The 20,982-nt window shown below is 37.4% G+C and carries 16 protein-coding genes and 3 tRNA genes; 7 read left to right on the top strand and 12 right to left on the bottom strand.

Going from position 1 to position 20,982, the window contains the following annotated elements; all coding sequences use genetic code 11:
• Positions 1 to 78: 78 nt before the first annotated feature.
• The 4 genes from ACTJIV_RS10390 to ACTJIV_RS10375 all read right to left on the bottom strand — a co-directional run bounded on the left by ACTJIV_RS10390 (position 79) and on the right by ACTJIV_RS10375 (position 3,942).
• Positions 79 to 804 (bottom strand): SDR family oxidoreductase, encoded by a 726-nt coding sequence (locus ACTJIV_RS10390; protein ID WP_440627266.1) that lies wholly within the window; start codon positions 802 to 804, stop codon positions 79 to 81.
• A 55-nt stretch (positions 805 to 859) separates the two neighbouring features.
• Positions 860 to 1,600 carry an SDR family oxidoreductase gene (locus ACTJIV_RS10385; RefSeq protein ID WP_440627264.1) on the bottom strand — a complete coding sequence of 247 codons (741 nt, stop codon included), beginning with the start codon at positions 1,598 to 1,600 and terminating at the stop codon, positions 860 to 862.
• Between the two features lie 189 nt (positions 1,601 to 1,789).
• Complete coding sequence (locus tag ACTJIV_RS10380; RefSeq protein WP_440627262.1) at positions 1,790 to 2,563, bottom strand: SDR family NAD(P)-dependent oxidoreductase; 774 nt, start codon at positions 2,561 to 2,563, stop codon at positions 1,790 to 1,792.
• A 452-nt stretch (positions 2,564 to 3,015) separates the two neighbouring features.
• Positions 3,016 to 3,942 (bottom strand): helix-turn-helix domain-containing protein, encoded by a 927-nt coding sequence (locus tag ACTJIV_RS10375; RefSeq protein WP_440627260.1) that lies wholly within the window; start codon positions 3,940 to 3,942, stop codon positions 3,016 to 3,018.
• Between the two features lie 514 nt (positions 3,943 to 4,456).
• Here ACTJIV_RS10375 and ACTJIV_RS10370 point away from each other — a divergent pair.
• Positions 4,457 to 6,034 carry a recombinase family protein gene (locus ACTJIV_RS10370; RefSeq protein ID WP_440627258.1) on the top strand — a complete coding sequence of 526 codons (1,578 nt, stop codon included), beginning with the start codon at positions 4,457 to 4,459 and terminating at the stop codon, positions 6,032 to 6,034.
• 424 nt (positions 6,035 to 6,458) lie between these two features.
• Here the strand turns inward: ACTJIV_RS10370 and ACTJIV_RS10365 are convergent.
• The 3 genes from ACTJIV_RS10365 to ACTJIV_RS10355 all read right to left on the bottom strand — a co-directional run bounded on the left by ACTJIV_RS10365 (position 6,459) and on the right by ACTJIV_RS10355 (position 6,751).
• A tRNA-Arg gene (locus ACTJIV_RS10365) sits at positions 6,459 to 6,532 on the bottom strand.
• Between the two features lie 32 nt (positions 6,533 to 6,564).
• A tRNA-Pro gene (locus ACTJIV_RS10360) sits at positions 6,565 to 6,639 on the bottom strand.
• Positions 6,640 to 6,666: 27 nt separating this feature from the next.
• Positions 6,667 to 6,751, bottom strand: a tRNA-Ser gene (locus ACTJIV_RS10355).
• Between the two features lie 135 nt (positions 6,752 to 6,886).
• Between ACTJIV_RS10355 and ACTJIV_RS10350 the strand changes: the two genes are divergently transcribed.
• From ACTJIV_RS10350 to ACTJIV_RS10335, 4 genes are all read left to right on the top strand, one after another.
• A complete protein-coding gene (locus ACTJIV_RS10350) occupies positions 6,887 to 7,912 on the top strand; it encodes an N-acetylmuramoyl-L-alanine amidase (protein ID WP_223558570.1) in 1,026 nt (341 codons plus the stop codon).
• A 69-nt stretch (positions 7,913 to 7,981) separates the two neighbouring features.
• On the top strand, positions 7,982 to 9,382 hold the full coding sequence (gene aspA, locus ACTJIV_RS10345; protein WP_223558571.1) for an aspartate ammonia-lyase: 1,401 nt from the start codon (positions 7,982 to 7,984) through the stop codon (positions 9,380 to 9,382).
• Between the two features lie 68 nt (positions 9,383 to 9,450).
• A complete protein-coding gene (locus tag ACTJIV_RS10340) occupies positions 9,451 to 10,305 on the top strand; it encodes a glycosyltransferase family 2 protein (RefSeq protein WP_440627256.1) in 855 nt (284 codons plus the stop codon).
• A 109-nt stretch (positions 10,306 to 10,414) separates the two neighbouring features.
• Positions 10,415 to 11,461: a hypothetical protein gene (locus ACTJIV_RS10335; RefSeq protein ID WP_440627255.1), complete on the top strand. Its 1,047-nt coding sequence runs from the start codon at positions 10,415 to 10,417 to the stop codon at positions 11,459 to 11,461.
• Here the strand turns inward: ACTJIV_RS10335 and ACTJIV_RS10330 are convergent.
• The 5 genes from ACTJIV_RS10330 to ACTJIV_RS10310 all read right to left on the bottom strand — a co-directional run bounded on the left by ACTJIV_RS10330 (position 11,454) and on the right by ACTJIV_RS10310 (position 18,766).
• The gene (locus tag ACTJIV_RS10330; RefSeq protein ID WP_440627253.1) at positions 11,454 to 12,932 is read right to left on the bottom strand and encodes a lipopolysaccharide biosynthesis protein; all 1,479 of its coding nucleotides are present in this window, start codon (positions 12,930 to 12,932) and stop codon (positions 11,454 to 11,456) included. The genes ACTJIV_RS10335 and ACTJIV_RS10330 overlap by 8 nt on opposite strands.
• Before the next feature lie 9 nt (positions 12,933 to 12,941).
• Positions 12,942 to 13,736: an FkbM family methyltransferase gene (locus ACTJIV_RS10325; protein ID WP_111955950.1), complete on the bottom strand. Its 795-nt coding sequence runs from the start codon at positions 13,734 to 13,736 to the stop codon at positions 12,942 to 12,944.
• 276 nt (positions 13,737 to 14,012) lie between these two features.
• A complete protein-coding gene (locus tag ACTJIV_RS10320) occupies positions 14,013 to 14,840 on the bottom strand; it encodes an N-acetylmuramidase domain-containing protein (RefSeq protein WP_440627251.1) in 828 nt (275 codons plus the stop codon).
• A 196-nt stretch (positions 14,841 to 15,036) separates the two neighbouring features.
• On the bottom strand, positions 15,037 to 16,935 hold the full coding sequence (locus ACTJIV_RS10315) for a hypothetical protein (RefSeq protein WP_440627249.1): 1,899 nt from the start codon (positions 16,933 to 16,935) through the stop codon (positions 15,037 to 15,039).
• Between the two features lie 229 nt (positions 16,936 to 17,164).
• A complete protein-coding gene (locus ACTJIV_RS10310) occupies positions 17,165 to 18,766 on the bottom strand; it encodes a hypothetical protein (protein ID WP_440627247.1) in 1,602 nt (533 codons plus the stop codon).
• Between the two features lie 384 nt (positions 18,767 to 19,150).
• On the opposite strand from ACTJIV_RS10310, the gene ACTJIV_RS10305 reads away from it, so the two are divergent.
• Entirely contained in the window at positions 19,151 to 19,993 is an 843-nt protein-coding gene (locus ACTJIV_RS10305) for an energy transducer TonB (protein WP_440627246.1), read from the top strand.
• A 167-nt stretch (positions 19,994 to 20,160) separates the two neighbouring features.
• Positions 20,161 to 20,934: a ParA family protein gene (locus ACTJIV_RS10300; protein WP_223558579.1), complete on the top strand. Its 774-nt coding sequence runs from the start codon at positions 20,161 to 20,163 to the stop codon at positions 20,932 to 20,934.
• The last annotated feature ends 48 nt before the right edge of the window (positions 20,935 to 20,982 follow it).

Genomic DNA, 20,982 nt, shown 5'->3' with positions numbered 1-20,982 from the left:
TGACTACCAATCTGCCCACATGCATTAATACTACACAGGAGTAGGACCGGTATTAAAGACCTGAAGATTTTCATTTGCTTATTGATTTGCTCCACCATTGACCAATAGGTGCTGTCCGTTAACGAATGAGGATAGGCCGCTTGCAAAAAATTCTGCTGCATTGGCAACATCCTCCACTTCTGCAAGTCTGCCCATCGGACAGCTGTCAAGTAGTGATTTTCTCAGATCCGGGTAACTGCCTTCTTCGGCAAAAATACCCGAGTGGTCCACGGCGAATGGTATAATCGAATTGACAGTTACCCCGCGGTGTCCGATCTCTTTTGATAATACGTCAACCAAATATCTAGGGGTTGTTTTACTTCCCCCATATACCGCCATTCCCGGTACAGGAAACGCTGTAGTACTGGACGCAATGTAGATAATACGCCCATTATCTTCGACATGTAATGTAGCCTGCTGCATGGTGAAATAAGCCCCCTTGGTATTGATTGAAAACAGACGGTCAAACTGTTCTTCCGTAAATTGCGTTACAGGCGTTTCCACCATTTCTATCCCAGCATTTGCCACGACAATATCAATTTTACCAAACACTTTTTTAGCTTCTTCAAAGAGACGTTTGATATCTGCAACTTTACTGACGTCAGCCTGGATCGAGATCACTTTTACTCCCATAGCTCTGATATTGCTTTCTACCTGAGCAGTGGACGATTTATCTTTTGAGTAATTCAGTACGATGTTTGCGCCTAATGCGGCATAACGCTCTGCAATGGCTTTACCCAAGCCCCTTCCGGAGCCTGTAATCAAGGCTACTTTATTTTCTAACGTATTCATTTTTTTTAGATTTGATTTATTCATATGTTTAGGCCATTCCGCCATTTGCACCAATATTCTGTCCTGAGATCCATTTTGCCTGGTCAGATGCAAGAAATGCAACGACCTCAGCTATATCCTCCGGGGTTCCCAGACGACCAAATGCATTGGATGAACCAAGCTGTTTGATCTGTTCTTCTGATTTTCCATTAAGGAATAAATCAGTTCCTGTGGGACCGGGCAGTACGCAGTTGACATTAATACCCCTTGCACCAATTTCCTTAGCAAATATGCGGCTCATCTGTTCTACAGCAGCTTTAGTGGCTGCATATACTCCATAGGTCGGAAATAAAGTTCGGGTCACCGTTGAAGAAAGGTTAATTATACTTCCATTATCAGAAAGTTTGGTTGCAGCTTGTTGAAGAGAGTAGAAGACACCCTTCACATTAATATCCAGCTGTTTTTCCAACTGTTCTTCTGAAAGGTCCTTGATCAGTGCGTTGAGCATCACCCCGGCGTTGTTTACCCAGATATCTACTTTTCCAAAATGCACAATGCTTTCATCAAAAAGACGTATAACTTCTTCTTTGCGGCTCACATCGGCTTTGATAGCAATGGCCTGCCCACCGCTTGAAGTAATGCGGTATACAGTCTCATCTGCCGCGGCCTGGTTGCCGCTGTAATTGACAATTACGCTGGCACCTTCCTGTGCCAATCTTAGTGCAATGGCAGCTCCGATTCCTTTTGATGAACCAGTTATTACTGCCGCTTTTTCTGCTAAATTTTTCATTTTATTATTTTTTGTTTGATCAAACCTTCCTGCTCCCTTTTAGTGGGATTAATGGCAGTCCAGTTTTTTGTTGGGTTAGATTTCTATTTCCTTAAATCAAAAGTACAATCAGCAATGGGCTGCCTTGTTACGAATATTAAAGCATGAGTTGCAAATTTTAAAGAATTCCAACACAGAGGCGAGTATCTCTTATTCAGGTAGTTCTATGCCCGAGATTTCGGCACATTTATCGATGAACATCTCCTGTATTTCCGTATTTCTAGCACCATGATGTACAGCCTGTGGCTTTTTATGATAATAATATCCTCCTGATTTTAGTGCCATAGCATCTATTGAAGAGGCAAGCCAAACCTGTGTTAGTGGTGCATCTGCAAGGCTATCGGGGGCCCCGGATCCGCCCATTTTAGTCGCTACCCAGCCTGGTTCCAATGCATTCGAAGCGACATCTTTCCATCTTCCGGCAACAGCAAAAGCAAGAAGTACATTGTGCAATTTAGAATCTGCGTAAGCTTGAAAGCCGTTCCAGTTCCTTTGTTCCCACAAAAGGTCGTTCAAACTGTTATCTCCATCACGATGAAGCCCGCTGCTCATATAGATAAGTCTTTGTGGTTTTTCAATAAGGGCGGTGAGGATGTATGGCGAAAGGCTATTTATGGCAAATACATGCGGTAAGCCGTCTACAGTCATAATTTTTCGTGGCTCCCTGTAACCAGCTGCAGCATTATGAATAATAGCATCAAACTTTCCAAGTTTGTTTACTTCTCTGGCAAGATCAATTGTCTCTGAAATACTGGCGAGATCACCAGTCAGCACCGTTTCTGCTTTGGGGTTGGCTTCAAGTGCTTCCTCGGCTCTGTCCTCATTTCTCGCATGAAGCACTACCTGATGCCCTTGTTGGATCAATAACTTTGCGGCCATCATGCCAAGGCCGTCAGAAGATCCTGTAATGAATATTCGTCCCATTTTTTCTAATTTTTATTTGGCGTTTAATTGGCTGCTCATTTCGCTATCGAGACTTTTTCCTTCATCCATCTTTAATTAAAGATCTAGCGAGTATGGGTAACCGAATTTGTATTTATACGTAATTTTCTGATTCAAAGGTATAAAGAGTGTTGCCTCCGAATGTTGCGAATATTAAAGCATATATTGCAAAATTTAAAGAACTGGGAATAGTGAATATTAGGAATGAAAAATGCGATGGTTTTAACCGGGATTTTTCTATAATAACTGAAAGATTATTGAATATAAATCCCATTAAACAGGTGTATTGCAATTTTATTCAGTTATATTAAAATTGTATTATCGTTTTCAATAATGTGGGAAAGTGAGGCATCTAATATACCTTCGAAATATAATATATAGCTCTATTTTTAATATCGATCTATATCCTATTATCAAAATACGTAATGCAAAAATTATGAATGATGAGATTTTCTATACACTATTGGAGATACTCCTTCATACCTTTTAAAAAAGTTGCTGAAATGGGCAGTTTCTGTAAATCCTAATCTGTAGGTAATTTCCTTAATAGGAATATTTGCATTTTGTAATAATGATTTTGCTTCTGTCAGTGTTTTCTCGGCAATCCAGGCAGTTAAATTTTTCCCTGTTTTGCTTTTGATAACACTGCTAAGATAATTGGGATGCAGGTTGAGGGCATCGGCATAATCTTGGACACGAAAAACCATATCCGCTTTCCCGGAACTTAGATCACGATAATGATGCTCTAAAATTCTTTTAAAAGATATAACAATCTGGGAACTGCGATTCCCTTCATATATCGGATTATAATCTATCCAGATATGCTCTTTGATCTTGAAAAGAAGTATCGCCAATAAATGACCGATAATTTTGTATTTGTTAGATGTGTTCTTTTTGTACTCATCTAATATCTGGATATTTATAGCACCAACTTCATTAAAAAAGCTATCTGTTACCACTTTTGGCCGAACAATTTCAGTAAGAAGAAATGGAAAATCGGTGTAAACATCTTCTCCGATGTACTTTTTCAAAAAGGTTTCGTCAAAAGTTATTAATAAAATATCTTCTATCTGTGTCCAGCTAAATGTTCGGTAATTACTTGGGTTGGTAAAATAGATGGAATGGGGTTCAACTTCAAAAGTCTGCTCATCAATAGTATATCGTCCGCTTCCATGCTTCACGAATAAAAAAGAGAAAAAATTGGGGCGGTAAGAAGTAGATTGATAAGGTAGTTTGAACGGAATCGCGTTTAAATTAAAAATAGTGAAGCCCTCTGTAACATCGAACAGATCTACAGGAAGTTCCAATGCTTTATAAAGCTGAAATAGAGAATTTGATTCGATATTATTTTTTTGTTCCACTTTTTTTGCAACTCAAATTGGATTCCCAAATTTAATAAATTGAGATTTAAATTGGTGAAAAAAAAGGAAGAGCAATTGCCTTTGTGTGATGAGGAATTTTTCAAGATCTTATGTTTAATAATTTAGCGAAAGGTCCCCAACATGAAGAAGCGGAGATTTGTTTTATAATAACTAATGCCTTAACTGCAATCTAGATGCTTGACAAGGAAGCTGGGTATTCCATATGATAAACCACAATTTGTCGCTTTTGTAGGTGGTGTTTTCTACACAGATCCGAACCATCCTCTTCAGAATAGCATAAAATTCCACTATTTTAATCCTTTTCAAATTACTGCCATGATTCTGCAATAAATATAAATCATGCTATTATCCAGTAAGACAGAATATGATCGAAGCGTAAAAGCTATTTGTCAGAACATGTATATAACCTCGTCAAATAAATTGTTCTGTTTTTCGTTTAAATATATAAGATTTTTTTAAATACAATAAAGGATTTTATAATAATACCCACGCCATGCAAGCCATTTATCTGTACATACGAGTCAGTACTGATGAACAGGCTGTAAAAGGATATTCCCAACGCAGCCAGTTGGATCGGCTTGTGCATTATTGTAAAGATCACAATCTTATTGTTACCAAAACTATTTTCGAAGACTATCCGGCAAAAACATTTAACCGACCGGAGTGGAACAAGCTGTTCGCTGAACTTAAGCTCATTAAGAACCAATCTTCACTTATTCTCTTTACTTATTGGGATCGATTCAGCCGCAATATTATGGACGCTTACAAGATGTTAGAAAGATTGCAGAATATGAAAGTCTCCATTCAGGCAATTGAACAGCAGATAGACTTCTCAATCCCGGAAAGTAAAATTATGTTGGCAATGTACTGGGCTACTTCTGAAGTAGAAAACGATAAAAGAAGCCGTAATGTACGTTTGGGAATGCAAAAAGCAAGACTGGAAGGAAGGTGGATCAATAAAGCTCCTCTAGGATATAGAAATAAAATCACATCTGATGGGAAAAAATATATAGCCATCTACGAACCGGAAGCATATATTATCCGTGAGGCTTTTACAGCTATAGTGAGACAAAATAAATATTGTTTAACTGAAATATACAAGGATGCGGTATCAAATGGGCTTAATTGTAGTAGAAGTGCTTTTTATCGGTTGGTAAGAAATCCTATTTATTGTGGTAAAATAAAAATTCCGGCATTTGAAGATAAACCTGAAAAAATTGTTGAGGGTACTCATGAGCGTCTTATACCTGTCGTTTTATTTGATCATGTTCAAAGAATAATAAAAGACGCAGATTTAAACCATCCTAAAAAATTAGCTTCAAAAAGGATAGCTAATGAAAATTTAATTTTTAGAGGTGTCCTACAATGTCCTAATTGTGGAAATACGCTTACAGGAAGTGGATCGCAGGGACATACTAAAAAATATTATTATTACCACTGTATGGGACGTTGTTCATACCGGGTAAGAGCTGACGTTATCAATTTGAGTTTTCTTTCATTCCTTAAGAATAATAGAGTGGTAGAACCATTTTTAGAACTTGCCAATAGTATTTCAAAGGAAATTTATGGTGAAGAACATCATGATTATATTCAGAAAAAAGAGGAGATAAAGAAAGAAATGGAAAAATTGATTGATAGGGGATTCAATGCACAAAAGCTATTTTCAAATGGGGATATTGACTATGATGATTATATATTAATAAGAAGTCGTTGTCAGGAATCTTTAAAAGATAATACTGATAAATTGAGACAGCAGGCTTTAAAAATAGTGGCTGAAAAACATACAGAAAAGGGAACTGATTATATTATTAACCACTTAGGGGAGTTTTATGAAAATTCAGATACTATAACCAAACAGAGAATTATCAGATTATTTTTTCCGGAGAAAGTTAAAGTAATAGAAGGGAATATTGAAAAAATGTTATCAGAAAGTGTTAAGAACATATTTGGATTAACTCCTTCATTTTCTAGAATAAAAGAAATCCATGGTCAGCAGACAGAGCAAGAAATAGTTGAGTTTTTTAAAGAATTATATTTTTTAGGGTATGAACAAAACTTAAAAAATATCTAAAAATTGATTGATTAGTTTTTGATTTTTCAGAGTAAAGCTGATATTTTAAATTGTATTTATATAAAACGCTGAAAAACAGTTTTTTGCGGAGCGTTAAAGTGTTCGAGATCCTGTATAGATAACTTGATGGGCTTGACTTTTCGAACTTTTTGTTCTACATAAAAAAACCATTTTTAGTATTTGATTGATTTTCAGTTGTTTATTTTTCTTGAAAAGGTTCGAATCCTGTCAGGTTCGTAACAATAATATGGAGCTTTAATCGAAAAATCGTCTAAAAAAGATAAAATATTGGTTTTTTAAGAAAAAATTTTTGCTTTAGAAAATAAGGTAAAAGGGTGAAAAATACTCTAAATAGACTGAATAACAAGTATTTATAAATAAAGTGACACCATTTGGCCTAAATTGTCCTAATGGTGTCATTAAGTGAGCGCGTCAGGATTCGAACCTGAGACCGTCTGCTTAGAAGGCAGATGCTCTATCCAGCTGAGCTACGCACCCATTAAATAATTTTGAGAAAATTACTAAAACAGTCGGGGCGGCAGGATTCGAACCTGCGACCTCCTGGTCCCAAACCAGGCGCGATGACCGGACTACGCTACGCCCCGAAAAATATAGTTAGTAAGAAAAAAATGCGGAGGGTAAGGGATTCGAACCCTTGCGACGCTTGCACGTCGACAGTTTAGCAAACTGCTCCATTAACCACTCTGGCAACCCTCCTTTTTTCTTGTTTTTTAATGATCGTTGTTCCGTTATTGCGAGTGCAAATATAGAATAGATTTCTTTATTTACCAAATAAAATTCAAGAAAAATTTGTGTATTTTTGAGGAGATAAATGATTAAAAAATTAAACTGATGCGTAAGACATTATATATCATCGGATTAAGTACTTTTGTTTTTTCATGTACTTCCCAGCAAAATGTTAAAAAAAATACCTACAAGCCAAAAGCCCCGGTATCACAGGCGAAACCTGCTGTTAAGACTCCGGTAGCCGAGACTGCAAAACCTAAAATTACCAATGACCGCGGAGTAGAATTTTTTACAACCAATCTTGCTGATCCTACAAAAAATGACAATACGGCAAGTTACGGTTCTATCGTTTCAGCAAAGCCGGCAGGATATAAAGTTGTAAAGACTTATTTCCCTGCCATAGGACAGAACTTTAGACAGCGTTACCTTATATTACATTATACAGCGCTTCCTGATGATAAGTCCATTACGGTTCTTACCCAACAGGGGGTAAGTGCCCATTATCTGGTGAATAATACCGGAGACAATGAGATCTATCAGCTGGTGGACGAGAACAAACGTTCTTATCATGCCGGAGTAAGTAACTGGAGAAATGATAAAAACCTTAATGATACTTCTATAGGAATTGAGATTGTCAATACCGGATATACATCAGATGCCGAAGGAAAAAAAGTATTTGCTCCATTCAGTGATGAACAGGTAAAAAAAGTGGCTGCTTTGGCTAAAGATATTGTCAACAGATACCAAATCCCGGCAACCAATGTCCTAGCTCATTCAGATATTGCCCCAACAAGAAAGCAGGATCCCGGACCTATGTTTCCATGGAAAAAGCTGTATGATGAATACCAGCTTGGAATGTGGTACGATGAAGCCGTAAAACAGAATTTCTTAGCTCTGGCACAGGAAGAAGTACCCCTAAAGTATAATGATCCTTCCTTTATCTTTGCTATCCAGACGGCATTGCAGAAATTCGGATATTATGTGGATCTGAGCGGAAAGTGGGATGATGCAACAAAAAGAACCATCGAAGCTTTACAATACCATTTCCGTCCGCAGAATTATGACGGAATTATGGATGCTGAAACATGGGCAATCCTTCAGGCTTTAAATCAAAAATATCCAGCGAAATAACAATTAAAACGCATCGGTTAAGATGCGTTTTTGCTATATTTAAAAATAAAAACAGCTAAAATATCTGTAATGGAAAATTTCAGAAAAGAAAGCGATCTGTTGGGCGAACTCAATGTGCCTGCAGATGCGTATTACGGGGTGCAGACGCAGAGAGCGATCGATAACTTCAAAATCTCGGGACAGCTTCTGTCTTCATATCCGGATTTTATCAAAGGTCTGGCCTTTGTGAAAAAAGCAGCGGCAAAAACCAATTATGAATTGGGTCTGCTTGATGAAAACCTGTATTTCAAAATAGCGGAAGCATGCGATGAAATTATAGCCGGAAAATACCATGAGCAGTTCCCTGTGGATATGATCCAGGGAGGAGCCGGGACTTCAATCAACATGAACGCGAATGAAGTGATCGCCAACATTGTTTTAGAAAAATTAGGAAAAAATAAAGGTGAATATGAATTCTGTTCACCAAATGACCATATCAATCTTTCTCAGTCCACCAATGATGCCTATCCTACAGCTATCAAGATGGGACTGCTGCATATGAATATCGGACTTGTTGAAAGGCTTGAAAAAATCGTCGAAGCTTTTCGTGCCAAAGGAAAAGAGTTTCATGACGTAATCAAAATGGGCCGTACCCAGCTTCAGGATGCTGTTCCAATGACTTTAGGACAGGAGTTTGAAGCATATGCAGCTACTCTGGAAGAAGATATTTCTAAATTAAACAACAATGCCAGCCTTTTTGTAGAAGTGAATATGGGAGCGACCGCCATTGGTACAGGGCTGAATGCTCCGGTAGGCTATGCAACACTTTGTGCGAAAAACCTTGCTCAGATTACTGGTTTTCCGGTTATTTCCGCACCGGATCTGGTTGAGGCAACACCGGATACAGGTTCTTATGTAATTTATTCTTCTGCTACAAAACGTCTTGCCGTGAAGCTTTCAAAGATCTGTAATGATCTGAGACTGCTCTCTTCAGGCCCAAGAGCCGGATTATTTGAGATCAATCTTCCTCCGATGCAGCCTGGATCATCCATTATGCCTGGAAAAGTGAATCCTGTTATCCCGGAAGTGGTAAACCAGGTTTGCTTTAAGGTATTTGGGAATGATCTAACCGTAACTTTTGCTGCAGAAGCAGGGCAGTTGCAGCTTAACGTAATGGAGCCTGTACTTTCCCATGCGATCATGGAAAACATTAATTTCCTTTGCAATGCTTTAGATACGCTTCGTGAAAAATGTGTTGTAGGAATTACTGCTAACAAGGAAATCTGCCTGAATATGGTAAAGCACAGCATTGGTATTGTAACAGCACTTAACCCATATATTGGATACAAGAAATCTACGGAGATTGCTAAAGAAGCTCTTGAAACAGGGAATAGTGTTTACAATCTGGTTTTAGAGAAAGGAATTCTTTCCCAAGAGAAGCTCGATGAGATCCTTGATCCTAAAAACATGCTGAAACCGCATAACAAATAAAATAATTTAAGCGATAAATGATAATTCATTAGGATCATTTATCGCTTATCATTTATAAATTCAAAAGCTTGAGGTTTTTAATCATAATTCCTGCACATAACGAAGAAGGAAATCTTTCATTCACACTGGATTCTTTACAGCAGCAGAGCTTTAAGGATTTCCAAACTGTGGTGGTTAATGACGGTTCTACAGACGGAACGGCCGAAATAATCAGAAAATATACAGAAAATGATTCCCGTTTTGAAACGGTGAATCTTCAGAAATCTGCCCATCAGCCAGGTTCTAAAGTGGTGAGTGCGTTCAAAAACGGACTGAAAACCCAAAATACGGATGAATTTGATATTATCTGTAAATTTGATGCCGACATTATTCTTCCCGGAAATTATCTGGAAACAGTAGGGGATGCATTCAAAAACAATCCTGAATATGGACTTGTTGGTGGTTTGTTATATGTGGAAAAAGATGGAGGCTGGGTATATGAAGGGAATTCGAATAAGCATCATGTAAGAGGCCCTATGAAAGCGTATCGCAAAGAATCTTTCGTTCAAATCGGAGGATTGAGAGAAACGCTGGGCTGGGACAATATTGATTCTATTCTTTTGGAAAACCTGGGTTGGAAAGAAGTTGTTATTCCTGAGCTGCAGGTAAAACTGATCAAGGTAAAAGGTGCAGATTATACAATCAGACCGGCAGACTATTACGGCAGATATTTTTACTTTTTAGGTCTGAACAGGTTTCTTACCTATATTGCATCTTCAAAGGAAGCTGCGAAAAGCAGATCTGTTTCCTTTTTCTTTAAGATCATTAAAGCTTATGAAGCCTGCAAAACAGCCAAGCTGGAACTCAAGATCTCCAAAGAAGAGCAAAAAGCCATCAACGATAAACGATGGGCAATGCTGAAGAAAAAATGGCTGAAAATATAATCACAATTATAAAACTGCAAAAGATAAATTGACATTAAGTCAAACATTTTACCTTTGCTAACCTCTAACCTCTAACCTCTAACCTCTAACCTCTAACCTCTAATTCCAATTGAAAAAAATCGCTTACATAGAAATAGATACCCACGCAGAAATTGCGCAGGCTTTCATGGATATCATGAAGGATTCTTCGGATTTCAGTGTAGATTACTATTTTTCGAAAAAGATTAAAGATTTGATTGTGGAGGACGGCGAAACAATATTTTTATCTGACAGTTCCATGATCATGGAGCAGTTGAAATTAAAGAAATATGATCTGGTCATCATTGGAACGGTTCATCGATATTTTAACACCTTTCATGCATTGGCTCAGAAATATAATGTATCTGTTATTGTTCATAATATGAATTTTTCTGTAGCTTCAAAAGGTGCTTTGATGAAAAGTATTTTTAAGGGGGATATTATTTACCGGCTGAAGCTTTGGTGGAAAGAAGGTCTTTTTTATACCTCAAAAGCGTACAGGAATGCTAAGAATTTATTGGTACTGGATGAAGAGCTTGCATCTGATATTTATAAATTTCTGCCTCTTTTTTATAGCAAGAATTTCGAAAAAAAGGGAAATAATGATCTTAAAGTTGTGATTCCGGGGGGTGTTTCACAAAAAAGAAGAGATTACCATCATGTTTTTAAAACCATTCAAAATTTAAAAGCTGAAGAGAAATATGAATTCATATTTCTTGGAAAAGCCAAAGACAGTGAGCTGAGCCAGTTGGAAAAACTGTCTCAAAAACTTCCGGAAAATATTTCTATACAGTATTTTTCAGACCGGGTTTCCCATGAAGATTTTGAAAAATGGATGCAGAATGCAGATGTTTTGTGGTGTCCGATTCAGCAGAAAACAGAATTTTTCAGCAGGGAAGAAATCTATGGGCTGACCAAAATGACCGGGAACTTGGGTGATGCTATCAAATATGGCAAAATGGCTGTTTTTCCTAAAGATTATCCTTCGAAATTAGAATTTATTGTTCCTGAGTCGGATAATATTCTGGAGCAGTTTAAAACGCTTAAAAATATGCGCTTTGATTTCCAGAAAAACTACAGCAAAAAGTTAGTTTTAAAAAAATTGGAAGATGTTCTCTCCGGTTTAATTTCTATTTAAATTTAAAAATACTTTTGATAAAATTTGCATTCAGATAATCCTCGAGTGGGAATACTTTGGTGAAATAATTTCCGATGTAGATCAATACCAGAACAACAGCTGGTTTGTACATCAGGTTGATGAAATTATTATGGAAAGTTGGTAAAACAATCGCCACAGTGATCGCTAAAGTACATATGATAGAAACAAATATCATTTCAATCGTCAACGGAGACACTTTAAAAACAAAATAGTTGAAAGCGATCTTGATGACATTGTAAGTTGTGAGTGAAATAGCGGTAGATAAAGCAATCCCAATCAGTTTCAGATCCGTATTTTTAATGAAATAATAATTCAGTCCAACCGTGAGTCCAGCCAGAAGAAGCATAATCAGGATATTGAATCTGTAATATTTGGAAAGCGAGATGATATTCCCGTTAAAGCCTGTCGCAAGATCAATTAAAACTGCAGAACCCCAAATCCATACTACGGGCTCATATTCTCTAAGCATCGTTCCGTTTTTAGGCATAAATTCCGTCAGATAAGGAAAACCAACCATGATGCATGAAAATAAAACCGCGCCTAAAAAATATAAGGATAATGATGTCTTTTTGTGAAACCTGTCCAGTTCCTCCATGTCACCCTCAACCAGTGTTTTATTGATGATTGGGGCAGAGATGTTGAACAGTCCCAGCTGTGGAATTGAAATCAGAGAAATCAGAGCATAAAGAACAGAATAGATCCCCACTTCCTCCATTCCCAGGAACTCGCCGATCATGAAACTGTTGATCGCCAGATAATTTCCGAAAGTTCCCAGAAATCCAAAAAAACTGTAATTGAAAAATTCTTTCCAGAAATTATCCTTCTTAAAATAATCCGTATTAAAGTCCAGTCTTATCTTTTCAAGCTTGTTCGTATAATAAACGTATCCGAAAAGCATCAGGGCAAACATTCCGAAAAAGAAAGCAAACGCTACTTTCTGCGAGAGTAAAAAATAAGCGAACAGGCAGAAAGCTCCCAGGTTGGCAATCTTAGGGAAAAGATTGTCAAAAATATTGGATACTACAATTCTCTTATAATTGGAGGTATATTTATTAAAAATTGCACAGAAAGAAAGGATGAGAATGAGGGGAAGAATCATTTCCTTTAATTTCCATGCTTCCGAATGTCTGAATTTTGGGAAAAGATAGGGCAGTACAAAAAATACACCCGTAAAAATGATAAAATTAACAAACACGGTAAGCAGCGACAGTGACAGCATATTCTGTTTCTTGCCGTCTTTTTCTACCCTGTGGAAAAATTTCACGTTGGAATAAGAGATTCCCAATACTACAGCAGGAACCAGCATCTCGGCAGTAGGCAGGATATAACGGAGCTTTCCATAAAATTCAAAATTGTACGGAAAGATAAAAATGGCGGATATGGTACCCAGCAGAAAACCAATATAACCTATGATGGAATATTTGAAGCCCTGTCTCGCTACTACACTCATAATGTTTTTTTAATGGTTTTTTGGCGTAAAAATAATGTTGTTTATATAGCTGGTCTTGTTTTTTTCATCGTTGGTGTTGTGTATTAAGATCTCTTCCGTCAGGAGTTCCAGCTTAAAACTTTCACGGTTAAGATATTGTGCTTCGTATCCCCAGCTTTTTACTTCGGAAATATCATTCCAGATCGGGTTTTTGTGATGTCTCTGCTCCATTTCGACCATCAGTGTCGGAAGGAACCGCATGATGGTTTTTTTAGCACCGGACAGGGTTTTCATTTCATTTCCTTCCACATCTATCTTAATGAAATCCAGTCTGTCAAAATGTTCTATTGCGGCCCATTCGTCCAGCTTGATCACTTTTACTTTTTCCGTATAGCTTTTTTCCTCACCTTTCTCTTTGTAAGAGGTGTTTAAAGTTCCCCGGGAAGCAATCAGCTTGCCATTAATAATAGGAACCTTAAATTCGGCAATTGTATTTTCGTCAGAAAGAGCTAAAGGGAATATTCTCATTCTTGGGAAAAGTCTTTTCAGGCGGCGGTAAAGCTTCTTGTTGGGTTCAAAACCATAAATATGTTCATGGTTCAGCTTATGTTCCAACTGATAAAGAAAAGTTCCGACATTAGCCCCGATGTCCAGTATTACAGCATTTTTGGGAAGGTATTCCTTAATCCATACCAGTTCCGGTTCTACGTTGCGTGCCGAAAAATTATTCTTAGTAAGATTGTTTAAATTCTTAAAATATCTTTTTTTATAAAAACTCGGACTTATATATTGTAGTTTTTCTGCAATTTTTTGGTATAAAGACATTCTTAGTTATTTGACGAAAAGCAAAGATAAACAAAAATGTTAAACTAATGTTAAAAAATAACAAATATAACCTCTTGATTATCAAATTGTAGCTTTTGAATATGGCTTATAAAAAATTGAATTTAAACAGGTTGGCATTGTTCTAAAAACGTTTCTGTAAAACCATTCAGCAGTGTTTCTATTAAAAACAAAATTCCCACAGATCATAGAAGTTCAAAAAAGCTATAAGCAACTTTGAATCTATATATCTGCAGGAACTTAAAAAAAACTGCTTATTTAATTTTGTGCATATTTTGCATAAGCTTTCGCAAGCTTCTCATCGTACTTGTTTTCCCTGTAGCCTGCTCCGTTGTAAAGCTTCGCAAAACCTGCCCAGTTTTTATTTCTGAGATGAACAAGGCAGTTATTCTTCTCTAAAAATTTTCCGAATGCTCTCAAATGTTCACCTTCATTGAGTTCCATTTTCGAAACAAAATCATCTACATTGCTGTAACCCAGGTTTTTGGCATGATAACCCATGATCTGAAAACTTCCCCACGAAGCAGAAGACAATGCAGCCTCTTTAAAGTTAGGGTTGCCACCCAGGCTGATGGCCTCATTTAATCTGTCATACTCTTTCACACCGCCCTGGTAATAGGCTCTTGTCCATTTCGGATAAAGAATGTTCTGGCTGTCTGAATTGTAGTAAGAAGTAGGATCAATGCCTCTTTTCTTAAGCTCACTCCAGAAAACATGACCTTCAAACAGAATTTTTGGCTTATTGTTGATCAAAAATCCTTTTCCGCTGCTTTCAATTTCGTTCACGGCCTTCACGGCAGCTAGCTCCAGATTGTATTCATTTGCGAAATGGATAAGATCTTCTTCTTTCAAAAATTTATCGGTCCGGCTCAGGGGTTTTTCGTCTTTTTCAAGAAGAACGGCCCAGGTTTTTACACCTACGATTCCGTCTACAACCAAAGAATTTTTACTTTGGAAATCTTTCACGGCTGCATCCACTTCCAGAGTAAATGAATCTGAGATCTTAATGCTGTATCCAAGTTGATAAAGGATCTCGCATAATGTAAGCACTTCCGGTGCTTTTGTATAATATTTTAAAAGTTTCATGACGATAGTTTTATAAATGATGAATGATGAATGATGAATGATGAATGATGAATATTTTTAGATAAAGTATGATGGCCAGGTATTCAATCCGGCATCTCATGTATAAAGTATAAAGTATAAAGTATAAAGTATAAAATCTCAAGTCTGATATCTTGATTCTTGATTCTTGATTCTTGGCTCTTTCCTCTTTTCTCAATTACTGATTAACCGGTATCTGTGGCATCCTCTCACAGATCATTCCAATCAGGAAAAAGGATTTAAATTTCACTTCCTCCCGTTGAAGCTTATATTCAAGGTTAAGAGGCATCGAGCTGGTAACACTGAAATTCTGATTCAAAACTGCATAATCATCAATTCTTAGCTCAATGCTGTATTCCCCAAGAGAAATCAGTTGATTGATCATGCCTGCTTCATTGCTTTCGATCTCAAAAATCCTGTTGTTATTAGTGCCTTTAATAGAAATAGCACATTTATAGATAGGTTCATTATTGACCTTATCAGAGATCCGGAACTGTACAAGAGCATCTGTAGGCGGTGGCGGAACAGGGATAGGAATTGGTGTTGGGGCCGGGGTAGGTACCGGGGTTGGAGTAGGAATAGTCGGGAACTTCGGACCCCATGATCCCCATGGAGTTTTAATTGGGTTGGTAGGCTGAGGTGTGGGCTGTACCGGGCTGGCTCCGTGTGGAGCCGGGTTGAGAGGGCTTAAATTCTTAATGTTATTCAGGATATTTCCCATATTAGTTTTTCCTGCAAATGAGGCGTTGACTGCGGCTTTCATATTTTCTACCGGTTCCGGATCTAAGGCTGTTCTGGCAGAAAAATTATTAATGACGTTTACTTTTTGCGCTTCGACAATAGCTGTTTTCTTAGCCAGATAATTAAGCTGGTCAGATTTGATGGTTTTCACGTTGGTGATCGCTTTCAGGAACTTCTGGTTATTGGTTTTATTGATGAAAACCTGCTGTTTCATTACCATAGGCCCGAAATAAACCAGCTGTTCCGCATTGCTTACACTGGTGCTGATAATAGACGGATCAAGGATCACTTTCAGGTTTTTAATCAGGATCATGGTTTTTGGAAATGCCGGAAGCTTGAAATCATTGGATATCGTCTGCCCGTCTGATATTTTTTTAGGCTCCTTCCATTCAAAATAATTGGAAAGCATAAAATTTTTATTGAACCAGTTTCTTTTTAAATGCACAAAAGAATAATCCATTTCCACGGCCTGGATCATGCTTTCGTCATAATCTATAGATAAAATCTCAGAAGGAATGTTTTCATTGCTGTTTTTTGCCTCGGAGTGAAGTCCTTCAAGTTCAGATTTTTCAATACGCATGCTGTTCCAACCCGATTCATTTTCCATAAAATCATACGGGATAAAATTAATGTCGTGAATTGAGGAATTGCTGATCACATCAGTTTTTTCTGCGGCCTCAAAAGTATGTTTTGCATTTTGCGCCATAGCAAGATAAAGATCAGCATCAGAAGATCTGTTGATCCTTGCCAGTTCCTTTTCAATATGATCTTTGTTGCCTTTTACTTTCCATTCAGAAAAAGCCAGTTCTTTCAGGTTGTTTAAGTTGACAAGCCGGTCATTCCAGTTTCTTTTTTCCTCATCAGTTTCCAGCCCGTCAAACAGCAACAGGTGATCAGTTACTTTATTGACGGTGTCTTCATACAGTATTCTGTATTTTTTATAAGCTTTAAACTCCTTGGTGTCGCTGTTTTTAGCATCAAAAAGAAGGGTGCTTTTGTTTTCAAGGACCTTATCGAGATTTTCTTCCAGGTTTTTCAGGTTATTTTTATCCAAGATGTCCCTGTAAATATCAAATAAAGAATTATTGGGGTTAAGATCCCAAAAATTGGGTGAGATAGGCACAGAGTTCAGTTCATACGCTACATTTTGTTTTTTAATGATCGAAAGCGCTTTTTTCTGTTCATCATTCAGCAGGCTTTGTGGTTTCAGAAGTTCCAGTTCCTCATTGTCATAAATGCGCAGAGAAGGGCAGATCATAGGCAGATCATTTTCCATCGAGCTTTGTGACATATAAATGTTCTTAAGTTTCTGGTAAACAGCTACAAAATATTTCATGGTTATCGTTTTTAGTTTAGGTGAATAACCGGCAGAAAAATTTCTGCCGGCCATTCTATTGAGAAGGATATATTATGGTGTAAGATGGGAAGAGAGAAGAAGGGAGGCTGGAAGTTAGTAGGGTACATACATCTTTTAATAATTCTCAAAAAAATTAATTAAAACTATACCGTGACTGCATCTTGGTACTCAATAACTTCCTTCTTCCGGCTTCAGACTTCCTTTCTGCTTATGATTTTCCGTCCGCCCATTTTTTGATCTCAGGGTTCGGATTTGGAGACTTCGGTACGATGTGGCATTTGTAACCGATAATGTAAATTCCTTTTGAGGTCAGTTTTTTACCATCCCAGTCATAGCTGGATTTTACATTCTGATTGTCGTAGCTATAGTTTCCGCCAATTACGAAAGGTCCTATTCCTACAGCACCTCCTGCAGATATAGAATTTTTAGCATCAGTATAAGCAGAGCTGCTGTCTTTGAAATCCAGGGAAACATCTTTGGCGATAATCAGCTCGGTGATGAGGGATGGCATTAGCCCTTTTCCATTTCCATCGCTGATCATATCCCCATTTAATGTCTGTGGAGACTGCTCGTGAAGTTTCCAGTATTTGGATTCTATGAACTGCTGATTGAACCAGCCTCTTTCTACTTTTACCTTTCCGATTTTAAAAGAGATATTCATACTGGAATAATCAGAGTTGATCTGGGTTTTCTCATTTTTTCCTCCTCCTTTTGCCCCAATAGAGAATAGTCCCATGCTGAAACCTCCTGCAGCTCCCCAGTTATGAATCGATTTAGAATAATCGTAATTGCTTTTCCCTTGTGAAATAGAGATTTCAGGCCATCCTTTTGATTCTCTCAAGGCATTGGCTGCTACCGGAATACATGGAGAGTAATTTGTATAATCTAAAATTCTTGTTCTCTGGCTGTTCCTGAATTCTGCCTGTATTCTCTTCTTGATCACAAGCATATGCTTTTCCTCAATCTCACTCAGGTAATTTTGAATTCTTTCTACAGCCTCTTTGTAGCCTAAAGATTGCCAGGCCTTCAAGGCAGCATCTTCACGCTTTTTCATGTTTTTTCCGTCAATGGATATTTTGGCCATTGCGTTGGTATCCCCATTGTCAGCAGCAATTCTGATTTCGTTATTGGCATCCACGATATCATAATATTTCATCTGATACTCTACATATTTTGCATAAGTAGGCGCTACAAACGTATGGATCAGTTCAGGCTTGTTCAGGTCATCTATCGGTGCATTCTCATCAAAATCAGGATTCTTCACCTTTTTTATTTTGAATAATTTGTCTCTCAGAGAACCCAGTTTTTTCTCTACTTTCTGATCAAAATCTGTGTCCACTACTACAGACCACTGCAAAAGATCCTCATATACTTTGGAAACTCTTTTTTCAGAATCAGTCATAATGGTAATGGCTCTTCCTTTTCCATCTTCAGTAAGTGGTGGTAAATGAGAAGGTACTGAATCTACCATTGCGGCAAATTGTTCCATCTGCAGATACTTTTTGAATTTGCTGTTAGATAAGGCGGTCTGGTAAGCTTCCATATCTATTTTTGGATTCCCGTTGGCATCCAGGATAGGTTTTCCTGTTCCGTCCAGCATAGGTTTGGGTGAGGGAGCATCTCCGAAAAGACCGTTTAGTGCATAATCAAAAGTATCTTCCGAAAGTGTAATCCCTACCGGATCAAAGGCAATAAAATCATCTGTTCCCAAATGTTCCGGATTTCCTCCGTTGGTTACTGTGTCGTAGACCTGCTTTAAAAGCATGCTCATTAATGAATTTGTTTTTGCGTCTTGAGTTAAAGTTGGCATAATTATAAGTTTTTTAAAAATTGCTTACTCTTTTTGGTTTTCAGCTTCCCCGATTTTCTATGGTACAAATGTATTTCAGTATTGCAATTGATTCATCAGTGTTTTTCCTGTTTTTTAATGTGGTTTTCACTGTTTTTAATTTTATGATATGTATTTTGTAAATAATGACTGGTTTTTTACGAATAATAAAATGAATTGAGGTTGAATTTTGAGTATTTTTGATTGATTGGAATGTTAAATTTTGCATATTGTTATAATGTTTTTTAAAATATTGATGTTTTGATAAAAAATTGGCAGATGTTTTGATATCGAAACAATACTTATCGATAAGAACACTAAAACTAATAATCACTAATTTTTTAACAGTTTAAATATTTAATAGTGATGAAACACCAAAACCAAAACCAGGAATTTCGTTTTAACGAGGTTCTTTTTGAGCACCGAAACAAAGAATATGGTGCCTATGCGTTAAGAAATGAATCAGATAGATTATTAACCAAAGCGCTTTTTGTGGGCGTGAGTTTATTGGCTGCTATTTCCATAACGCCGTTTGTAATCTCGGCATTTCAGACTGATGTACAGTCGGAAGGCCCAGGCGGAATAGAAATCGAATTAGTAGATCCGTTTGTTCCACCTGATGTACAAGTTAAACCACCTGTACAGATTCAGAAGCCAGAGACTCAACCTGAAAAGGTTAAAACATACGATGCAACCATTCCTGAGCCTACGGCGAATGTAAAGACTGAAAAAGTGGTAGAGAAAATTGAAGGAGCAGTTGCCGGACCGAAAAGTAATCCGGAAGGAACTATTGCAACAACAAACTATCATCCTGTACCTCCTCAGGCAGGAACAGGCCCGGCGGTACCTTATATTCCACCGACTCCGCCAGCAAAAGTTCCAGATAACCATATTGCAAGTGGTGATGAACTTGCTTCCGAAGCGGCATTTTCCGGAGGAATTGATGCATTCAGAAATAAGGTCATTAACAATTTTGACAGTTCAGGCTTTGAAGGCAATGGAGATACTATGAAAACAGTGATAACCTTTATCGTAGAAAAAGACGGAACCATTTCCGGATTAAAGGCGAATGGTAAAGACGTTGAATTTAATAATGAAGCGATCAGAACCATTAAAAATGTAAAGGGATTATGGAAGCCTGCTAAAAACAAACAAGGTGAAGCCGTAAGAAGTTATTTCAAATTTCCAATTACCATGAACTTCGAATAATTGACATAAAAACAAATCTTAAAATAGTTATCCACAAAGAATTTTTTTTGTGGATAATTTTTTTAATTGTTAAAGCGTTTATTAACAATACTTTAACTCAATTTTGAATTTCTCCATTCATACAGAGCAAAGAAAAAAGTGTATTTTTGAATCCTAAAGTTCTAATAATGGCAAAAATCATAGGTATCGCTAATCAAAAAGGAGGAGTAGGAAAAACTACAACAGCTGTAAATCTGGCGGCAGCATTAGGGGTATTGGAAAAAAGAATATTGATCATTGATGCTGATCCACAGGCTAATGCAACCTCTGGGCTTGGTGTAGAAGATGTTCAGTATTCTACATATAATCTATTGGAGCACAGTGCAGATACAAGAACCTGTATCAAAAGAACTGCCTCTCCCAATCTGGATATCATCCCATCACATATTGACCTGGTAGCAGCTGAAATTGAGCTCGTGGATAAAGAAAACCGGGAGTATATGCTTAAAAAAGCATTGGCAGAAGTGAGAGAAGATTATGATTATATCATTATAGACTGTGCACCGAGTTTAGGGCTTATTACAGTTAATGCCCTTACTGCGGCAGATTCTGTGATCATTCCGATCCAGTGCGAATATTTTGCATTGGAAGGATTGGGTAAGCTTTTGAATACCATTAAAAATGTACAGAAGATCCATAATAAAGATCTTGGTATTGAAGGACTTCTTCTCACCATGTACGACAGCAGATTAAGATTATCTAACCAAGTTGTTGAAGAAGTGAATTCACATTTTCCTGACATGGTTTTTGAAACCATCATCAGCAGAAACGTAAGATTGAGTGAAGCGCCGAGCTTTGGAGAAAGTATTCTGAATTACGATGCAGAAAGTAAAGGGGCTATACAATACATTCAGCTGGCAGAAGAAGTTCTGCTGAAGAATGAAAATTTAGTGAAAAATTAATTTAATAATAAATGGACCCTATAAGTGAATGAGGACCATCACTTATCA

The sequence above is a fragment of the Chryseobacterium sp. 22532 genome, assembly GCF_052044665.1.
In the GTDB taxonomy this organism is placed as follows: Bacteria; Bacteroidota; Bacteroidia; order Flavobacteriales; family Weeksellaceae; genus Chryseobacterium; species Chryseobacterium lathyri.
Note: the sequence above shows the minus strand (reverse complement) of the source record. Positions and strands in the feature narration are given on the sequence as shown.